Annotated in this window: 17 protein-coding genes; 10 read left to right on the top strand and 7 right to left on the bottom strand. The window is 67.2% G+C overall.

Features of this window, described 5'->3' with window-relative positions; genetic code table 11:
- Positions 1-5 precede the first annotated feature (5 nt).
- Complete coding sequence (gene metC / locus OSH10_RS17510) at positions 6-1,184, top strand: cystathionine beta-lyase (protein WP_266333230.1); 1,179 nt, start codon at positions 6-8, stop codon at positions 1,182-1,184.
- Here metC and OSH10_RS17515 read toward each other — a convergent pair.
- Genes OSH10_RS17515 through OSH10_RS17530 form a run of 4 tightly spaced genes read right to left on the bottom strand, consistent with a single transcriptional unit; the run spans position 1,177 to position 4,927 of the window.
- Positions 1,177-1,518, bottom strand: coding sequence for a lipid-A-disaccharide synthase N-terminal domain-containing protein (locus tag OSH10_RS17515; protein WP_266333231.1), 342 nt, complete (start codon positions 1,516-1,518; stop codon positions 1,177-1,179). The genes metC and OSH10_RS17515 overlap by 8 nt on opposite strands.
- Positions 1,508-2,305 (bottom strand): glycosyltransferase family 2 protein, encoded by a 798-nt coding sequence (locus OSH10_RS17520; protein WP_266333232.1) that lies wholly within the window; start codon positions 2,303-2,305, stop codon positions 1,508-1,510. Before OSH10_RS17520 ends, OSH10_RS17515 begins: the two co-directional genes overlap by 11 nt.
- Positions 2,262-3,215 (bottom strand): phosphatase PAP2 family protein, encoded by a 954-nt coding sequence (locus tag OSH10_RS17525; RefSeq protein ID WP_266333233.1) that lies wholly within the window; start codon positions 3,213-3,215, stop codon positions 2,262-2,264. The genes OSH10_RS17520 and OSH10_RS17525 overlap by 44 nt, the downstream gene beginning before the upstream one ends.
- On the bottom strand, positions 3,212-4,927 hold the full coding sequence (locus OSH10_RS17530; RefSeq protein ID WP_266333234.1) for an ArnT family glycosyltransferase: 1,716 nt from the start codon (positions 4,925-4,927) through the stop codon (positions 3,212-3,214). The genes OSH10_RS17525 and OSH10_RS17530 overlap by 4 nt, the downstream gene beginning before the upstream one ends.
- Positions 4,928-5,098: 171 nt before the next feature.
- On the opposite strand from OSH10_RS17530, the gene OSH10_RS17535 reads away from it, so the two are divergent.
- Genes OSH10_RS17535 through OSH10_RS17565 form a run of 7 tightly spaced genes read left to right on the top strand, consistent with a single transcriptional unit; the run spans position 5,099 to position 13,505 of the window.
- Positions 5,099-7,822 (top strand): DUF2339 domain-containing protein, encoded by a 2,724-nt coding sequence (locus OSH10_RS17535; protein WP_266333235.1) that lies wholly within the window; start codon positions 5,099-5,101, stop codon positions 7,820-7,822.
- Between the two features lie 59 nt (positions 7,823-7,881).
- On the top strand, positions 7,882-8,208 hold the full coding sequence (locus tag OSH10_RS17540; protein WP_266333237.1) for a hypothetical protein: 327 nt from the start codon (positions 7,882-7,884) through the stop codon (positions 8,206-8,208).
- Positions 8,209-8,258: 50 nt separating this feature from the next.
- Entirely contained in the window at positions 8,259-9,317 is a 1,059-nt protein-coding gene (gene waaF / locus OSH10_RS17545) for a lipopolysaccharide heptosyltransferase II (protein ID WP_266333238.1), read from the top strand.
- A 56-nt stretch (positions 9,318-9,373) separates the two neighbouring features.
- The gene (gene rfaD, locus OSH10_RS17550) at positions 9,374-10,384 is read left to right on the top strand and encodes an ADP-glyceromanno-heptose 6-epimerase (protein ID WP_266333239.1); all 1,011 of its coding nucleotides are present in this window, start codon (positions 9,374-9,376) and stop codon (positions 10,382-10,384) included.
- The gene (locus OSH10_RS17555; protein ID WP_266333240.1) at positions 10,381-10,917 is read left to right on the top strand and encodes a D-glycero-alpha-D-manno-heptose-1,7-bisphosphate 7-phosphatase; all 537 of its coding nucleotides are present in this window, start codon (positions 10,381-10,383) and stop codon (positions 10,915-10,917) included. Before rfaD ends, OSH10_RS17555 begins: the two co-directional genes overlap by 4 nt.
- A gap of 9 nt (positions 10,918-10,926) precedes the next feature.
- Positions 10,927-12,366, top strand: coding sequence for a D-glycero-beta-D-manno-heptose-7-phosphate kinase (rfaE1, locus tag OSH10_RS17560; protein ID WP_266333241.1), 1,440 nt, complete (start codon positions 10,927-10,929; stop codon positions 12,364-12,366).
- The gene (locus OSH10_RS17565; RefSeq protein WP_266333242.1) at positions 12,363-13,505 is read left to right on the top strand and encodes an AGE family epimerase/isomerase; all 1,143 of its coding nucleotides are present in this window, start codon (positions 12,363-12,365) and stop codon (positions 13,503-13,505) included. Before rfaE1 ends, OSH10_RS17565 begins: the two co-directional genes overlap by 4 nt.
- Here the strand turns inward: OSH10_RS17565 and waaC are convergent.
- Positions 13,488-14,531 (bottom strand): lipopolysaccharide heptosyltransferase I, encoded by a 1,044-nt coding sequence (waaC, locus tag OSH10_RS17570; protein WP_266333243.1) that lies wholly within the window; start codon positions 14,529-14,531, stop codon positions 13,488-13,490. The genes OSH10_RS17565 and waaC overlap by 18 nt on opposite strands.
- A 133-nt stretch (positions 14,532-14,664) precedes the next feature.
- Between waaC and OSH10_RS17575 the strand changes: the two genes are divergently transcribed.
- Complete coding sequence (locus OSH10_RS17575; protein WP_266333244.1) at positions 14,665-15,756, top strand: M24 family metallopeptidase; 1,092 nt, start codon at positions 14,665-14,667, stop codon at positions 15,754-15,756.
- A gap of 83 nt (positions 15,757-15,839) precedes the next feature.
- Here the strand turns inward: OSH10_RS17575 and OSH10_RS17580 are convergent, their stop codons facing one another.
- The gene (locus OSH10_RS17580) at positions 15,840-16,931 is read right to left on the bottom strand and encodes a COX15/CtaA family protein (protein ID WP_266333245.1); all 1,092 of its coding nucleotides are present in this window, start codon (positions 16,929-16,931) and stop codon (positions 15,840-15,842) included.
- Positions 16,932-17,137: 206 nt separating this feature from the next.
- On the opposite strand from OSH10_RS17580, the gene OSH10_RS17585 reads away from it, so the two are divergent.
- The gene (locus OSH10_RS17585) at positions 17,138-17,353 is read left to right on the top strand and encodes a DUF2842 domain-containing protein (RefSeq protein ID WP_266333246.1); all 216 of its coding nucleotides are present in this window, start codon (positions 17,138-17,140) and stop codon (positions 17,351-17,353) included.
- On the opposite strand, the gene OSH10_RS17590 is transcribed toward OSH10_RS17585, so the two are convergent.
- Positions 17,334-18,401, bottom strand: a complete 1,068-nt coding sequence (locus tag OSH10_RS17590; protein ID WP_266333247.1) for a polysaccharide deacetylase family protein — start codon at positions 18,399-18,401, stop codon at positions 17,334-17,336. The genes OSH10_RS17585 and OSH10_RS17590 overlap by 20 nt on opposite strands.
- Positions 18,402-18,462: the final 61 nt, after the last annotated feature.

Here is an 18,462-nt window from a genome sequence, read left to right on the forward strand (position 1 = left end):
CCAGCATGTCCGGCAATGACAAGAATACGTCGATGGAAAAACCGCTGACGCGCCTGGTGCGCAGTGGCCGGGATCACGACCTGACCGGTCCATTCGTCAATCCGCCGGTCGTGCACGCCTCGACCGTTCTGTTCGAAAACTCCGACGATCTGCTCGGCGGGAAGCAGCGCTATACCTACGGCCGTCGCGGTACGCCGACGATCGAAGCGCTCGAAATGGCCATCACGGAAATGGAGGGAGCCGAAGGAGCCGTGCTCTGTCCCTCGGGCCTCTCCGCCGTCTCGACCGCCCTGCTCTCCGTGCTGCGCTCCGGCGATCATCTGCTGATGGCCGACAATGCCTACGATCCCGCCCGGAACTTCGCGCGCAACATGCTGCAGCGCCTTGGCATCGAGACGACCTTCTTCGATCCGAGGATCGGCGCCGGGATCGCCACGCTCTTCAGGCCCAACACCCGCGCCGTCTATCTGGAGAGCCCGGGATCGCTGACCTTCGAGATTTCCGATATCCCGGCGATCGCCGCCGTCGCGCATGCCCGCGACGCCTTCGTGCTGGCGGACAACACGTGGGCCACGCCCTATTTCTTCAAGCCGCTCGAGCACGGCGTCGATCTCGCGATCCTGGCCGGCACCAAGTATCTCTGCGGCCATTCCGACGTGATGATCGGAACCGTCGCCGCCAATGCACGCACCCTCAAGATGCTGCGGGATACGCATGGCGACATGGGTCTCTGCGTCGGGCCGGACGACATCTACCTGACGCTGCGCGGCATCCGGACCATGGGCGTGCGACTCGACCGCCAGATGCAATCCGGGCTGACGATCGCCGGCTGGCTGCAGGGCCGGGCCGAGGTCGGCCGGGTGCTGCATCCGGGGCTGCCGTCCGATCCCGGCCACGCGATCTGGAAGCGCGACATGAGGGGCTCCAGCGGCCTGTTCGGCATCGTGATGAACGACTGGAGCCTCGACAAGGTCAAGGCATTCCTGGACGGCCTGCGACTGTTCGGCCTCGGCTATTCCTGGGGCGGTTTCGAAAGCCTGGCGATCATCGGCCGCCCAAACCGTATGGCCGCGCCCTGGCCGGTCGAGGACCGGATCATCCGGCTCCAGATCGGACTGGAAGACACCTCTGACCTGATCGCCGATCTGGAAGCGAGCTTCGCGCGCGTCAGCAACCTCAGCTGACGGCGCCGCTCTCACGCGCCAGCTTCCGCTCGTGCAGGATGAACCAGACGTTGCGGAAATAGATGAACAGGCCGGCCGCCTGCCCGGCGATAAACACCGGATCCTTGCGGTAGATGGCATAGACGAGCAGAAGCGCGCCGCCGAGGATCGAGAAGGTCCAGAAGGCGGCGGGCACGACGCTCTTCTTGGCTCGCTCGCTGGCGATCCACTGCACGACGAAGCGCATGGTGAACAGCGCCTGCGCGACGAAGCCAAGCAGGATCCAGACGTCGAACTGCTCCACGAAGACGTGGTGCAGCCAGTTTCCAATTGCGCCGAAAAGATCACCGGCCATCGATCGTCACCTCTGTCGGCGCGGGAATGTTCTTCCGCCGCCGGATCAACCACCACACACCGAACAGATCGAGAGCGCCGACAAGGCCGCGATCCAGGATGCCGTATTTGGACGTGCCGTGACGGCGGTTGCGGTCGACGACGTCGACATGCGCGACCTTGTAGCCTTCGCGGATCGTCAGGGCCGGCAGATAGCGGTGCCAGCCGTCGAAATAGGGAAACAGCAGGAAGACCTCGCGCCGGACCGCTTTGAGGCCGCAGCCGGAATCGCGCGTGCCGTCCTTGAGGATCGCGCCGCGCAGCCGGTTGGCGAAGCGCGAAGCCATCCGCTTGGCGCCGGAATCGGTGCGCTTCAGACGCTGGCCGGCGACAAGCGCCGTCTGCGGGCCACCCTGCTCCAGCGCGTCCAGCATTGCCGGCATGAAGTCGGGATTGTTCTGGCCGTCGCCGTCGATCGTCAGCACCACGTCACCGCGGGCGGCGAGCAGGCCGGTGCGGACGGCGGCGCTCTGGCCGCTCGACCGGGTGTCGCGCATCGAGCGCAGCCAGGGCCGGTCGCGCATCAGGTCGCGGATCACGGCCGGCGTCGCATCGGTCGACCCGTCGTCGACGACGATGATCTCGAACCGGCGCCCTGCCAGCGCAGCCGCGATCTCACCGATCAGCTCCGGCAGGTTTTCCGCTTCGTTCTTGCACGGGATGACCACGGAAAAGTCCGGCCGCGTCGTCAACCGGGCGTCCGCGTCATGGTGGGTCAAGACGGTTTTGCCGGGAGCGGGCATCGTCATAGGAACCGTCTCCGATGGATTTGAGCGCCGCGATCCAGAGCCGCCGTCCCAGCAGCGCATCCAGAAGCCCGGCAAACAGGATCGCGACACGCGCCGGACTTCCAAAACTGATCCGGATCGCCGCAGTGCGCGCGGTTATAGAGCCGGTCGATCCGCGTGCAAAGCCCCAGCCTGCGGCGGCAAAACGTCCGGCCAGCCAAAGGCTGAATGCGTAGCCGAAAATCAGTCCGGCCAGGATGTCGCTCGGATAGTGGGCGCCCACGACGACGCGGCTTGCTGCAATGGCAAGTCCGAGGATGAGGAGGCCAAGGCGCCAGCGCGGAATGACCAGGAAGCCGATGGCGATGAGCGCCCCAGCCGTGGTCGCGTGCCCCGAGGGAAAGCTCTGGAAACGATGAACGAACTCCAGCGGATGCAGGACCAGGGCGCCATATTCGTCAAAGGTCGGCGGCCGACCGCGCCCGATGAACTGCTTGGCGATGTTGACCAATATGCCGGATCCTGCGATCGCCAGAAAGATATAGGCCGCGAGCGCGCCGATCTCGGCCCAGGCAGCGCGGACCAGCGGCGGCACGATGTTCCAGCGGCCGGATAGCAGCATCAGGACCACGATCCCGGCCGGCACCAGTTCCCATTGCGATTTGCCGAAATAGGAAAGCCAATCGCCGAAGAAATAGACGGCGCGGGGCAAGGCACGGGCCCGCTCCACCGACAGGCCATCGAAAGCGAGGCCTACGATGGCAATCAGCGCAACGCTGATGACGACCAGGGCGAGGATGTCGGAGGTTTGGAAGACCGGTGCATGGATTGTCGGACGCAGTTGCACCCGGCGCGCCCGCTCGGCGATCGCCGCGAAGTTCTCGCGCGGCCAGGACAGCCGCTTCTTCAGACGGAAAAGCGCTACCTTCACGGCGTGGCGCTCCGCGGGACGAAGACATGCAGGTCAAGCATGCGGCCGCCGTTCAGCGCATAGCCGCGCACCACGCTCGACTCGTCCACCATCATGCCGAGATCGTCGGCGCGTTCGTTGAAGCTCTGCAATTGCCGCTTCTCGACAAAGGCGGCACGGCAATCGCCGGCCGCGAGGAAATTGGCGGCGCCGCTGCCATCGGTCAACAACGTGTCCGTGCCGGCGAGCAGGACGAGGCTCGGCTCGGCAAAGCCTGCGCTGGCGAAGCGAGGGCTCTGGCACGTCAGGGCGGCTTGGCCGGCGCGGGCCAGGTTCTCGCTGATCCGGGTCTGCTGATAGCCCGGCAGCACCATGCCGAAAATGCCAAGGTAGGTGACGATCGCAGCCAGGACCGCGACAATGCTGCTCGCCATCGGCGACAAAGTGAACAACCGGCCCGAGACGAGCCCGACCAACGTCGCGGCCAGCAGGACGAGGATTCCGAGGACCGGCACAGCCTCGCCGAGCAGGAACGCGATCACGGCAGCGGCGATGGCGAGCGCGAAGGGAAACAGCGCGGCGCCGGACGCCGCAAAGCGGGCGAACCAGCCTCGGGTTCTGACACCGCCGCCATCAAGCGCGGCGGCCGTGGCAATCGCCATCAGCGGATAGAGCGGCAGGACATAGTGCGGCAGCTTGGTCGGCGTCGCCTCGACGGCCAGCCAGAAGGGGATCACCGATACGACGGCATAGAGGATCACGGGTTGGCGGAAGCGGTCCATGATCCAGGAAAGTCCGGCGGTGAAATAAGCCGCGACCGGCCAGAAGGTGAAGAACATCAGCAGAAGATAGGCACCGGGCGGCGCGCCATGCGATTCCTGGACGCTGACCACCTTGCCGATCAGGTCCTTGCCGACCGCCTCCTGGAAGAAGGCGCCCTTGCTGGCGATGCCGATGGCGACGAACCAAGGCGCCACGACGACGAGCATCCAGACGACGCCCGGCAGCGGCGCCAGTTGCTTGAACCAGCGGAAGGAGCCACTCACGACCGAGAGCAGGATGAGCGGACAGGCGATCGCCGCCAGCCCGACAGGCCCCTTGATCAGGATCGACGCGCCGAGCGCGGTCCAGAAGATCGCCGCAAGCTTGAGATTGCGCTCTATCGACGTGGAGAGCCACGCCCGCGCCAGCGCTCCATGCGCCACGAGGATCGTGGCCAGCAGTACCGCGTCGGTCTTGGCAAGGCGCGCCTCGACGCCGAGCAACACGGTCGAGGCCATGAGCAGCCCGGCCAGCAGGGCGACGCGCGGCCGCCCGAACGCCATGGCCAGCCACCAGGTCAGGCAGGCCGCCAGGATCGCGCCGATCATCGACGGCAGGCGATAGACGCCGATCGGCGCATCCGGCCCCGTTCCCGTCACCCAGACCGCGACCGATTGCAGCCAGTAGATGCCGATCGGCTTCTTGTAGCGGGTCTGCTCTTGCAGCCGGATATCGAGATAATTGCCGGTCTCGACCATCTGGTGCGTCGCCTGCGCGAAGCGCGGCTCGTCCCGGTCGACCGGGGGCAGCGTCGCAAGGCCAGGCAGGAAGGAGAGCAGCGCCACGAGGGCGATCAGGATAAGGCTCGCGGAGGATGAACCGGCAATCCGGTCCACGGCGCTTTCGATTCTCGTGGCGAGGCGCGACCAGATCGCCTCTGTCCCGCCTGCGGTCGCCTCGGCTCTGCTCACGCGCCTACCGTCCCATTCGTGTCCGTGCCCGAAGCGAGCGGGATATAGCGAAGTCCGCGCCGCAGCAACAGCGGCACGCTGCGCCGCGCGGATCCAGCGCATGTCGGCGCCCGGATCCGCCTTGAGAAATCGATCACAGCCCAAACCGATTTGTCATGCTAACAGACGGACATGGATGAATGGATCGCCCTTGGAATCATCGCCCTGATCGCGCTGCCGATCATGGCCATTTCAGCCTTTGTCATGTCGCTCGGCGCGCGCCGGCGCATCCGGGCGCTCGAATCACGCCTGCTCCTGCTTGAGCAACGCCCTCCTGCCGCATTGGCGGCGGCTTCCGCCGAGAGCCCGCTACTTCCGATCGTCGACACCCTTTCACAATCGCCTGAGGCGGAGATGACAGCCGTCCCGGCGGAGGCGGAAGAGCCGCCACCGCCGGAATTGGCACCGACGCCCGCGGACGCCGCACCCAAGGCCCCGAAGCGGCCGAAGGAGAGCTTCGAGCAGAAGCTCGGCGCGCGCTGGGCCGTCTGGGTCGGCGGCCTGGCGCTCGCGCTGGGCGCGATCTTCCTCGTCCGCTTCTCGATCGAGGCCGGCCTGCTCGGGCCGGGTGTGCGCATCGCCTTCGGCGCGCTGTTCTCGCTCGTCCTGCTGGGCCTTGGCGAATGGCTGCGCCGGTCCGACCGGATCACGGCGATTTCGCGCATCCCGGCGGCCAATGTCCCGGGAGTTCTCACGGCAGCCGGCACGGTCGGCCTGTTCGCCACCGTCTATGCCGCCTATGCGCTCTATGGCCTGATCGGCCCCACGGCCGCCTTCATCCTGCTGGCGCTGATCGGCATGGCCACCATGGCCGCCGCCGGCCTGCACGGCGCCTGGCTCTCCGGCCTCGGCCTCGTCGGCTCCTATGTGACGCCGCTGTTGATCTCCAGCGACGCGCCCAGCATCCCGGCGTTGATGATCTACCTGGTCGTCGTGACGACGTTCGCCTTCGCGCTGGCGCGACTGCGCCTCTGGCGCTGGCTGGCGATCGCGGCCAGCATTGCCGCCATCCTGTGGGGCTTCGCCATGTTCGGCGCGCGCGCCGGCGCGATCGAAAGCGGCATCTACGCCATCCTCCTGCTCGCCCTCGCCTCGATCTTCCTGGTCGTAGACGTCCAGCGCGACACGACCACAGACCGGCCGGACGGTTTCGCCGTCGGCGTGCTGGCTGGCATCGCCGCCCTGCTCGTCGTCGGGGCGATCGCCCGCGACTATGCCTCGGCGGGCATTGCCGCCAGCCTCATCGGCGGCGCCATGTTGCTGTTGCTGGCACGTCGCTATGACGCGGTGGCGTTCGTTTCGCCGGTCGTCGCCATCGAACTGGTCGCGCTGCTGTTCTTCTGGCCGGCCGCGGCGCAGGCGGCGCTCGAGCCCGTCACCTATATCGTTGATGCGCTCTCGACCTACTTCCCCCTCCCCGACGCGATCCGCATGTTCGGCATCGTCGGCTTGCTGGGATCGGCGGCGCTGATCGCCAGCGCGCTGACGCGGTTGCAGGCGCGACCCGACGCCGGACCTTTCGCCGCCACGGCGCACGCCGCTGCGGCCAGCGCCGGGCCGGTGGTGGTCGCCATCGTCGCCTATCTTCGCATCACCGGCTTCGTCTCCAGCATCGCCTTCGCAGCCATCGCGCTGGCGCTTGCGGCGCTCTATGCCATGCTGACCGAACGCTTTGCCCGCCGCGAGCGGGACGGATCGTTGCTGGATCAAGTACCGACCGGGCTGTTCGCCGCCGGCGCCATCGCGGCCCTGGCCACGGCGCTGACGATGGCGCTCGAAGGCGGCATGCTGACCACGGCGCTGGCGCTTTCGGCGCTGGGCGCGGCCTGGGTGCAGTTGCGCCGTCCGATCGGCGTGCTGCGCTACGCGGTCGCCGTCCTGGCGCTGCTGGTGCTCGGCCGCATCGCCTGGGATCCCTACATCTTCGGCGTCCGGTCCGGCGGCGGCATCTATCTCTCGATCCTGATCGGCTACGGCATCCCTGCCGCCGCCTTCGCCACTGCCTCGGTTCTGCTGCGGCGGGTGCGGGTCGACCGTGCCGTGTTCGCGGCGGAAGCGCTGGCGGTGATCATGACAGCGCTGCTCGTCGTGTTCGAAATCCGCGCCATCGTCTTCGGCGGCGATCTGCTGACGCCGGCAACCGCGCTCAGCGAACAGGGTCTGACGACCGCCGCGGCCTTCGCCTTCGCGCTGGGTCTCTCGCGTCTCGCGCAGAGTCGACCGAGCCCGGTCTTCCGGATCGGCGGCGTGTTGGCCCGCATCTTCGGTTTGCTCAACGCGGTGATCGGGCTCGGACTCGTGGTCAATCCGCTATTCACCGGCGATCCCGTCGGTGGCGGACCGGTCTTCAACGAGATCTTGCTCGCCTATGGCCTGCCGGCCGTCCTCGCCGGTCTGGTTGCCTTCCGTACACCGCCGGCCAGTCTGCGCTGGCTGCAAGGCGCGACCGGCGCCGTCGCGCTGATCCTGGCCTTCGCCGCCGTCACGCTGGAAATCCGCTTCCTGTTCTCCGCCTCGCCGAACCTCTCGCGCGATCCGATCGGCTCTGCCGAGTCCTACGCCTATTCCGCGGCCTGGCTGGCGCTCGGCATCCTGCTGCTGGCCTTTGGCCTCGTCTTCCGGCAAAGGGCGGCCCGACTGGCCTCCGCGCTCCTCATCGTCATCACCGTGCTGAAAGTCTTCCTGGTCGACATGTCGAACCTGGAAGGCGTCTGGCGCGCCCTCTCCTTCATGGGGCTCGGCGCGGTGCTGATTGGCATCGGTCTCGTCTACCAGCGGCTGCTCTTCGGCGGGTCCAAGGCTGCCGGCCCGTCCGACGAGCCGCCGTCCGAAACCGAAACGCCGGCAGGGACATAAGCCATTTGGCAGGAACTCCCTTCGCCCCCATCCGTTGGGGTAGCGAAGGGAGAATTTCCATGTCCGATCTGAACCGCCCCGTCCTCGCCACGCCGGGACCCGACGTGCCCGATCCGGGTCAGCACCAGCCGGCGCCCCCGGTGCATGACCCGAGCCCGCAGCCCGACCAGCCGCAGCCGGGACCGGATATTCCTCCGATCCCGCCGCAGGAGCTTCCGGGCAATCCCGATGTGCCGAATCCGGCGCCGCCGCAGCCCATGCCGCCGATGCATGATCCGCAGCCCCAGCCCCCGCCGAGCCCGACGCCGCCCGACATCCAGCCGGTTCCGCAGGAATTACCCGGCAATTCGCCGCAGGAGATTCCGATGAACGCTCCGCGTGGCTGATCTATCTTGACGCCCGCACGGCTCGGGGCCATGAAGGCCCCGAGCCACACATGCGCGCCACAGACACCCAATCCCCCATATTGCTAGTTGGTCCTTCGTGGGTCGGCGACATGGTCATGGCCGCGAGCCTCGTCGCGGCCCTCCGCGCGCGATTTCCCGGTCGTCCGGTCGATGTCCTGGCCCCACCGGCGGCCCTCCCCATTGCGACTCTGATCGAAGGCGTCCGCAACGCGATCCCGCTTGGCTTCGGGCATGGTCAGTTCGGGCTGGCAGGCCGATGGAAGATCGGCCGAGCCCTGAAATCGGCAGGCTATGGCACGGCGATCGTGCTGCCCCGCGCCTTCAAGGCGGCCATTCCGCCTTTTGCCGCGCGAATTCCGGAGCGGATCGGCTATGCCGCGGAAGGGCGCAGCATCCTTCTGTCCGATGCGCGCAACGACGCCCATCGCAAGACGGCGCGCACCATCGACCGCTTCGTCGCGCTGGCAGGACCGGCAGGCCAATCGCCGGCGTCTCCGCGTCCCCGCCTGCTGCAGCCGGATGTCGATCTCACCGCCCTCGCCAGCCGCTTTGGCCTGGCCGGTGACCGGCCCGTTCTCGGCCTTTGTCCCGGCGCGGAATATGGGCCGGCGAAGCAGTGGCCAGCGGCGAAATTCGCCGCCCTCGCCCAACTCGCCGATCAGGCCGGTTATCGGGTGCGCCTGTTCGGCGGGCCCAAGGACAAGACGATCTCCGCGGAAATCATGCGGCTCGCCGGCGTGCCGATTGACGATCTCTCCGGCAGAACCTCGCTGATCGAGGCGGCTGCCCTGCTCGGCCGTTGCGACGCGGTCGTCTCCAACGATTCGGGACTGATGCATGTCGCCGGTGCGCTCGACCGGCCGCTTGTCGTCGTCTACGGCTCCAGTTCCGAGGCGATGACACCGCCGACCGCGCCGAATGCCGAGGTCGTCTCGATCGAGCTCTCCTGCCGGCCCTGCTTCAAGCGCGAATGTCCGCTCGGCACTCTGGCATGCCTCGAAGGCATCGACGCGCAGCGCGTCTTCGCGGCCGCACAACGTGTGATTGCAATCGCGCAGACCCAAGCCGCCGGTTCCATCCACCCCTGACTTGCGCTATCCAACCGCCGACGCGCCGATCCGACGCGGGCTTGAGGGAAATGCCGATGAGCGTGAATTCGAGAGACGGCCGCGACACGATCCTGGTCACCGGCGGCGCGGGCTTCATCGGATCCAACATGGCGCGCGCGCTCGCTGCCGACGGCTGGCGGATCGTCGTATCTGACTGGTTCGGCACCGGACGAAAATGGCTGAATGTCGCCGATATCCTGCTTGATGACGTCATTCGGCCCGAGGCAACGCTCGCCTGGCTGGAAGACAATCATCGCCGGGTCGAAGCAATCGTGCATATGGGCGCCATTTCGGCGACCACGGAAGCCGATGTCGACCTAATCGTCGAACGCAACATCCGCGCGACGCTCGACCTCTGGGCGCTTTCCACGCGCCATGAAATCCGCCTGATCTACGCTTCGTCGGCCGCCACCTATGGCGACGGCAAGGAAGGCTTCGTCGATGACGAGACCCCGGAGCATCTGGCCAGGCTCCGGCCGCTCAACGCCTATGGCTGGAGCAAGCTCGCGGTCGACCGCCGCATCATGGACGATGTCCGCGCCGGTCGCGCCACCCCGCCGCAATGGGCGGGACTGAAGTTCTTCAACGTCTACGGCCCGTTCGAGGCACACAAGGACGACATGCGCTCGGTGATCCACAAGATCTATCCGACCGCCGCCGCCGGCGAGGCGGTGACGCTGTTCCGCTCGCATGACCCGAACTATGTCGATGGCGGCCAGCTGCGCGATTTCGTCCATGTGGCGGATTGCGTCGATGTCGCCCGCTGGCTGATCGGCAGCCCCGCCGTCAGCGGCATCTTCAATGTCGGCACCGGCAAGGCCCGCAGCTTCGCGGATCTCGCGCGCGCCGTGTTCAAGGCGGCCGGCCGCGAACCGGTGATCGACTATGTCGACATGCCGGAGCGCATCCGCAACGCCTACCAGTATTTCACGGAAGCCGACATGACCAAGCTGCGCCGGGCCGGCTACAATGCCGACTTCCGCTCGCTGGAAGACGGCATCCAGAGCTATGTCGGCGATTACCTCGCCAGGGGCGTCGCACTTTGAGCGAGGCCCTCCGTCCGGCGGCGTTTCTCGACCGCGACGGCGTCATCAATGTGGATCACGGCTACACCTACAAGCCGGAGGACCTCGTTTTCATCGACGGAGCGCCGGGCGCCATCCGCCGGCTGAACGAGGCGGGCTATCTGGTCGTCGTCGTCACCAACCAGTCGGGCGTCGCGCGCGGCTATTATTCCGAAGCGGATGTGGCGCGTTTCCACGATCATATGCTGGCCGAGCTGGCTGCAGCCGGGGCGCGGATCGATGCTGTCTATAGTTGCCCCTATCACCCGAAGGGCATCGTCACCGAATACCGGGTCGATCACCCCGATCGCAAGCCGAAGCCCGGCATGATTCTGCGCGCGGTGCAGGATCTGCCGATCGACATCGCCCGCTCGTTCCTGATCGGCGACAAGCCGAGCGACATCGCGGCTGCCACCGCGGCCAATGTTTCGGGACATCGCTTCACCGGCGGAGATCTTGACGATTTCGTCGCCGGGGTGCTCCTACAGGCGGATGCGCCCATCCGGGCCAAATAGGATCTTTCGATGCTGGACGAACTGCATTCCGGACGCGTAGCCGTCATCGGCGATGTCATGGTGGATCGCTATATCACCGGCTCCGTCAGCCGGATCTCGCCGGAAGCGCCCGTGCCGGTGCTGCTGCACGGCAATATCCGCATCGTCGCCGGCGGCGCCGCCAATGTCGCCGCCAACGCCGCGGGGCTGGGCGCGGCCGTGACGCTGGTCGGCTATGTCGGCGCGGACGTCGAAGCCGATGAGCTTCGGACCGTGCTCGCCGAATACCCCGCCATCCGCCTGAACCACTTGGTCGTCGACAAGACCCGCCCGACCGTGACCAAGACCCGCGTCATGAGCGGCCGCCAGCAGATTGTCCGCATCGACGCCGAGAGCCCCGGCTCGCCGGGCCCCGAGGCAGAGGCCAACCTGATCGCGGCCGGCAAGGCGGCCATCGCCGAAGCCGATATCGTCGTGCTCTCCGACTATGCCAAGGGGGTGCTCTCCGACTGGGTCATCACGTCGCTGATCGCCGAAGCGCGGGCACGCAAGGTGCCGGTGATCGTCGATCCGAAGCGCCGGACCTTCGACATCTATCGCGGCGCGACGCTGGTGACACCCAATCGCAAGGAACTGTTCGAGGCGACCGGCCTCAACGATGATACCGACGAGGAAGCGGTGCGCGCCGCCGCCGCCGCCGGCCAGCAATTCGATGGCGACGTGCTGGTGACCCGCGCCGAGAAGGGCATGACGCTCTGGCGCCAGACCGGCGCGGTGACGCATGTTCCGACCGAGGCGCGCGAGGTGTTCGACGTCTCCGGCGCCGGCGATACGGTGGTTGCCGCGCTCGCCGTGGCGCTCGCCTCCGGCCTGCCGCTCGAAACCAGCGTCGTCACGGCCAACGCCGCCGCCGCGATCGCCGTCAGCAAGCTCGGCACGGCTGTCGTGACGCGGGCCGAGCTGGTCGCAGCCCTCGATCGCACCAGCCATGCCGAGGATCGCGCCGGGGCTCTCGTCTCGCGCGCCGATGCGGCCAAGATCGTCGCCCGCTGGCAGGCCCGAGGCTCCCGCGTCGTTTTCACCAATGGCTGCTTCGACCTGCTGCATCCCGGTCATATCGCGCTGATCGAAGCGGCGGCGAAGGAGGGGGACCGGCTGGTCGTCGCCCTCAACACCGATGCGTCGGTCAAGCGCCTCAAGGGCCCGTCGCGGCCCCTGCAGGACGAGCAGGCGCGCGCCCGCGTCATGGGTGCGCTGCGGGCCGTCGATCTCGTGGTGCTGTTCGACGAGGATACGCCGCTCGAGGCCATCCAGGCGATCCAGCCGGATGTTCTGGTCAAGGGCGCGGACTATCGCGAGGATCAGGTCGTCGGCGGCGACTTCGTCAAGGCGCGCGGCGGCAAGGTCGTGCTGGCCAATCTGATCGCCGGCCGCTCCACGAGCGCGCTGGTGGCGGCGGCCAAGTCATGAAGAGCCTCGACTACGCCAGGGCCTGGGCGACCGAGGCCGCCCTTCCGCTCTGGGCCGAGACCGGATTCGACCGGCAGCGCGGCCTGTTTCATGAGCGTCTCGATTTCGAGCGTCGGCCGATCATCCTGCCGGCCAGCCGGCTGATGGTGCAGGCCCGCCAGATCGCCACCTTTTCGCGCGCCAGCCTCAAGGGCTGGCACAAGGGCGCGGACGAGGCCGTGGTCACCTGCCTTGCCAATGTCGAGCGGCTCTATCACCGTGGCGACGGGCACCCCGGCTGGATCTTTTCGATCGATGCCGACGGCAAACCGGCGAGCCGGGTTCGTGATCTCTATGCGCATGCCTTCATCGTCTACGCGCTCGCCTGGAGCCATCGCCTGACGGGCGACCCGCATGCGATCCGCCTGGCGGACGAAACGCTCGCCGAGATCGACGTCGTGCTGGCCGCGCCGCATGGCGGATTTCTCGATGCGACGCCCTCGGCCGACCCGACGCGCCGCCAGAACCCGCACATGCACCTGCTGGAAGCCGTGCTGGCGCTCTACGAGACGACGGGCCGGGCGCGCGATTTCGCCCGTGCCGATGCCCTGGTAAAACTGGCCCTGGACCGGATGATCGATCCCGAGAGCGGGGCCCTGCTCGAGGACTTCTCGCCCGACTGGAAGCCTCTGCTGCCGCGCGGCGAAAACCGCGTCGAACCGGGCCACCAGTTCGAATGGTACTGGCTGCTCGGCGAGTATCGCCGCCTTGGTGGCATCGTGCCGGAATCGGTGACGGACCGGGTGCTGATGTTCGGCCTCGACCATGGTCTCGACCAGGAGACCGGCCTGATCGTCGATGCGGTGACCGACACCGGCAGCGTGATGATCCCGAGCTTCCGGTCCTGGCCGCACGCCGAGGGCGTCAAGGCGCTGGTGACCGCCACGCGCGAAGGCCAGCCCGGCGCTGCGGAGATGGCCGATCATCTGATGGCGAGCCTGTTGACCTTTGCGCCGGATTCGCTCGAAGGCGGCTGGATGGACCGGATCGAGGCCGACGGCACGCCCCTCGTCGACCACATGCCGGCCTCGACGCTCTATCACGTGATGGGCGCGCTGTTCGAAGCCGAGGATGCGGCTAACTCAAAGACCGCCGGCTGAGGCGAGGCGCAGCCGCCGCGCCAGGGCCTGCCAGACCCGATCGGCGGTCTGGTCGGCCATGCAGGGCGGGCCTTCGCCAAAGTCCGGCTTGATCCGGCATTGCGTCTGTTCGCAGGGAGCGCAATCCCGCTTCGACACGAACTCCTCGACGTCGGGACCGACCAGCCCGGTCAGGCCGGGATTGGTCGGGCCATAGAGCCCGATCGTCGGGATGCCGAAGGCGGCGGCGAGATGGCCGAGCCCCGTATCGACCGTGACGACGCCGGCTGCGTTGGCGATTACCGGAATGAGGCTCTCCAGCCCACCAGCGGGCACCTGCTCGACATTGGGCAGGCCGGCCGCGATCTTGGCCGCCCGCTCGGTCTCGGTGGCACCATGCGCGAACAGCTTCACGCCGAGGCCGGCCGCGCCGCATCGCTCGGCGACGCCGCGCCAGCCTTCGACCGTCCAGGTCTTGGTGGCCCAACTGGTGCCGTGGATCAGCACGATGCCGTCGCCGCTGCGCGTGCGGATGCCGCTATTGGCGAAATCCGGCACCAGCCTCGCATCCGCCGGGCCTGTCGGCATGGGATAGCCGAGCGACTGCGCGAACAGCTTGCGAATCCGTGTGACCATGTGCTCGGTCTCGGGGATGTCGTGGCCCACCTGGTAGAACCAGGTCGCCATGCTCTCTCGCGCGCTGCCCCTGGCGAAGCCGTGGCGCGGCGTGACGCCGGAAAACATGCCCACGAGGGCGCTCTTCATCAGCCCCTGCGCGTCGATCAGCAGGTCGTAACCGCCGCCCCGGAGCATGCCGACGGCGTCCTTCATCTCGGCGAAGGTCTCGCGCGGCTTCTTCTTCATCCGGCGGATCGGCAGGGCGATGACGTTGCGCACGGCCGGATGCAGCCTTGCCAGCGGCGCGAACGCCTCGTCGACGACCCAGTCCAGCTCAAGGCCGGGAATGGCGCGCATGGCGTCCGTCACCGCAGGATAGGTGTGGACGACGTCGCCGAGCGACGAGAGTTTGACGAGAAGGACGCGCATCATCACCTTGCGGCCGGATCGGCCTTTCCTAGGCAATGCCGCAATCGCGCCGGCTTCGCAAGCGCGGCGATCGTCGGTTGACCGAGCCCCGCATAATTTTTACCAATAGTGAAACTTCATGCGGGAGACGACGATGACACGGCTTGCCACCCTCCAATCCATGCTCCGCCAGAATGGCGTCGACGCGGTGGCGCTCGGGCCGGGGCCGCACATGGCCTATATCGCCGATGTGCATCCGCATGCCGACGAACGCCCCTGCCTGCTGATCGCGACGCCCGCAGGGGCGGCCATCCTGATGCCGGAGCTCAACGCCGACGAAATGCGCCGGCAGACCGACCTGCCCTTCTTCACCTGGTCCGACGCGACCGGCCCACAGGCCGCCCTCGCAGCCCTGATCCATTCGCTCGGCATCGAGAAGGGAACCAAGCTGGTTCAGGTGGACGAGACGATGCGCGCCGATTTCGCGCTTCTCGTCCTCGAGGCGCTCGGTCAGCCCAAGGCCGCCTTCGCCGCCGAGAGCGTCGGGCGCATGCGCCTTTCCAAGGATGAGGCCGAAAAGGCCGAGATCCTTCGCAATGCCGAGATCGACGATCGTGCCATGGAGGCGGCTTTCGCGGCCATCCGGCCTGGCGTCACCGAGCGCGAGATCGCCGACGCGGCCCGCGCCGTGTTCGAGGAAGCGGGCGCCACGCCGCTCTTCACCATCGTCGGCGCCGGCGGCAATGGCGCTTTCCCGCACTACGCCACCGGCGACCAGCCGGTGGCGGTCGGCGATGCCATCGTCATGGACATCGGCGCACGCTCCGGCTCGTTTTCCAGCGACCTCACCCGCATGGCTTTCGTCGGCCAGCCGAGCGAGGAATATCTCAGGGTTCACGCCGTCGTCGAAGCCGCGGTGCAGGCCGCCTGCGAAGCCGCACGCCCCGGCGTCGCCGCACGCGAGGTCGATGCGGCAGCGCGCGGCGTGATCACCGCGGCGGGCTATGGCCCCTATTTCACCCATCGCACGGGCCATGGCCTGGGTCTTGAAGGCCACGAGCCGCCTTATTTGACCTCGACCAGCGATACGATCCTCGAAGAGGGCATGGTGTTCTCGATCGAGCCCGGCATCTACCTGCAGGGCAAGTTCGGCATCCGCTTGGAGGAGATCGTGATCCTCGAAGCCGACGGCCCACGCATCGTCAGCCGGCTGCCGCGCGACGTCTTCGTGGCTCCGGCTGAATGAACGGGAGCGTTCGAAATCCGGCATAACGAAAAGCGGCCAGCGTCTGGAAAGGCGCTGGCCGCTTTTTTGTTCGATTGGGAAGATTACGCCGTGATCGGCGTCGGCTCATTGAGCGCGCGGCGGTGGGCGACGGCGGCCCACAGCACGACGGCAGCGCCGAACTGGTGCAGCAGCGCCAGGTCCAGCGGCACGACGGCGATCAGGGTCGCGATGCCGATGCCGGCCTGCGCGGTCACCAGCAGGGCCAGATGCCGCGCCCGGCGCGCGGCGGGCGTGCGGGGCACCAGCTTCCAGGCCTGGAAGGCATGGATCATGGCGGCGATGAACAGCAGATAGGCGACGACGCGGTGATCGAACTGCACCGTCATCACGTCCTCGAATATGCTCCGCCAGGCAGGATCATAGTCGAACACGCCGCTTGGGATGATATTGCCGGCCATCAGTGGCCAGGTGTTGTAGGTCAGGCCGGCCTTGAGGCCCGCGACGAGACCGCCGAGGAAGATCTGGAGGAAGACCACCACGACAAGAAACGTCGCCATGCCCTTGAGCGGCGCCGAGTTCTTGCGATTCTCGCCTCGATCCGGCACCAGTCCGCGGCTGATCCAGACGGCGGCGCCGAGGATGAAACAGGCGATGATGAGATGGATCGCGAGGCGATACTGGCTGACGCTGATGCGGTTCACGAGACCACTGGTGACCATCCACCAGCCGATCGCACCCTGAAGTCCGCCCAGCGCGAACAGGCCGAGCAGGCGGGGGACCAGCCGACGCTCGATCCGACCGGTCATCCAGAGCAGCACGAACGGGACGAAGAAGACCACGCCGATCAGACGGCCGAGCAGGCGGTGGCCCCACTCCCACCAGAAGATCTGCTTGAACTCGCTGACCGTCATGCCCTTGTTGACGATCTCGTATTGCGGAATCTGCTGGTACTTGGCGAACTCTTCCTGCCACTCGACATCGCCAATCGGCGGGATCACGCCGTGAATGGGCTTCCATTCCGTGATGGAGAGGCCGGAGCCGGTCAGGCGGGTCGCGCCGCCGACGACGATCATGGCGATGATCATCAGGATCACGGCGCCTAGCCAGAGGCGGATCAGCGCACGATCGCGCTGCCGGTCCCGCACCGGTGCCTGCCCTGCCGTCGTCTTCGCCGCCAAACCGTCCATCGCCATCGCGCACCTCAAGAGCTCTCGACGGCTGGGCTTAGCGGCTCGGCGCGGCGGCGACAACAGAGGCCGCCGCCGCCGCACCAATCGGCCGCGCGACATCCGGTCGCGCAGCGTCAGGACAGGCCATCCGTCGTCACGGCCTTTGCGGTTCGCCGGCGAACGCGCTATTGCCACGACCACCGCTTCCGAACCTGCATGAAAGGCCCGACATGCCCATCCGGCTCCGCAAATTCATCGGCATGATCGCGCTTGTCGTCCTCGTGATCGTCTATGCCTTCGTCGCCATGGTGATCGCCCAGTTGAAGCTGCCGGAAGCCCCGCGCTGGGTCCAGATGCTCTACTACGTCGTCGTCGGCCTCGCCTGGATCTTCCCGGCCGGCGCCATCATCGCCTGGATGCAGAAGCCTATCGCGCCGAAGAACTAGCCGGCCTTCCGACCCAGCCGCGAATCCGGCGCTCGAGAGCGATCGGCACGCCGGAGAGAAGCAGGTCCAGATAGCGCATGGACTGGTAGTGGCCGTTCATCGAGATGCGCGGCAAGGCGGTGAGCCGGCTCTTGGGCCCGAGCACGCCGCGTCGGGTCGTCACGGCGGTGGCGAACCCCAACGCCGAGGCCAGGTCGAATTCCCGCTCGCCGGCCGTCCGGTCCGAGCCATAGGGATAGGCGAAATGACGCGGGCGGAGGCCGGTCATCGCCTCGATCCGATCGCGGCTATCGTCCATTTCCCGCAGGGCGCGTCCGCGCTCCAGCCGGGCCAGCGCATAATGGCCCACCGTATGGGCGCCGATCGTGACGAGCGGATCGGCGGCAAGGGCACTCACCTCGTCCCAGTCCATCATCTCGCGGGACAGCATATGCCGGGTGTCGATGCCATAGGCGGCCGCTGCACGATCGATGGCGTCGCGCTGGGCGTCTTCCGCGACGCTGCAAAGCTCCAGCGCCAGCGTCCGTGCAGCGAGCCTCTTCTCCGAAAGCGATGCGGTCGGCAGGTCGAAATCCCCATCGCCAATGCGCATGGTCAGCCGTGGCGTCTGCTCGACCAGCGAGACCATGACCTCCCACCAGGGAACGGCGGTGCGATCGATCAACCCTGTCGCGACATAGACCGTGAAAGGCGCCCGGAGCGCCTTCAGGACGGGATAGGCCTCGGTGAAATTGTCGCGATAGCCGTCGTCGAAGGTGAGCACGACGAAGCGCCTGGCGCCCGGATCCGCCATGCGCCGGCTGGCCTCGTCGAGATCGACGATGTCCAGTCCGCGCGCCGTGATGCGCTCCACCACCCGCTTGAGAAAGCCGGGCGTCACTTCGAGATGGGCGTTGGGCTGGAAGCGCGAACTGCCCGGGGTCCGCACATGATGAAACATCAGGATGGCGCCGGCGCCACGGACATACGGCGCAAAAAGCCGATGCGCGCCGCTCCAGTAGAGTGCGTTCAGGCCCGCCTTGTAGCCGGTAGTCTTCAGACCATGCATCAGAGATCCCAGCCGTCCGGGCTACATGCAACCATCCCATGCCTCATACGAACCCGATATT

Origin of the sequence: Kaistia defluvii (assembly GCF_026343955.1) — a bacterium.
In the GTDB taxonomy this organism is placed as follows: Bacteria; Pseudomonadota; Alphaproteobacteria; order Rhizobiales; family Kaistiaceae; genus Kaistia; species Kaistia defluvii.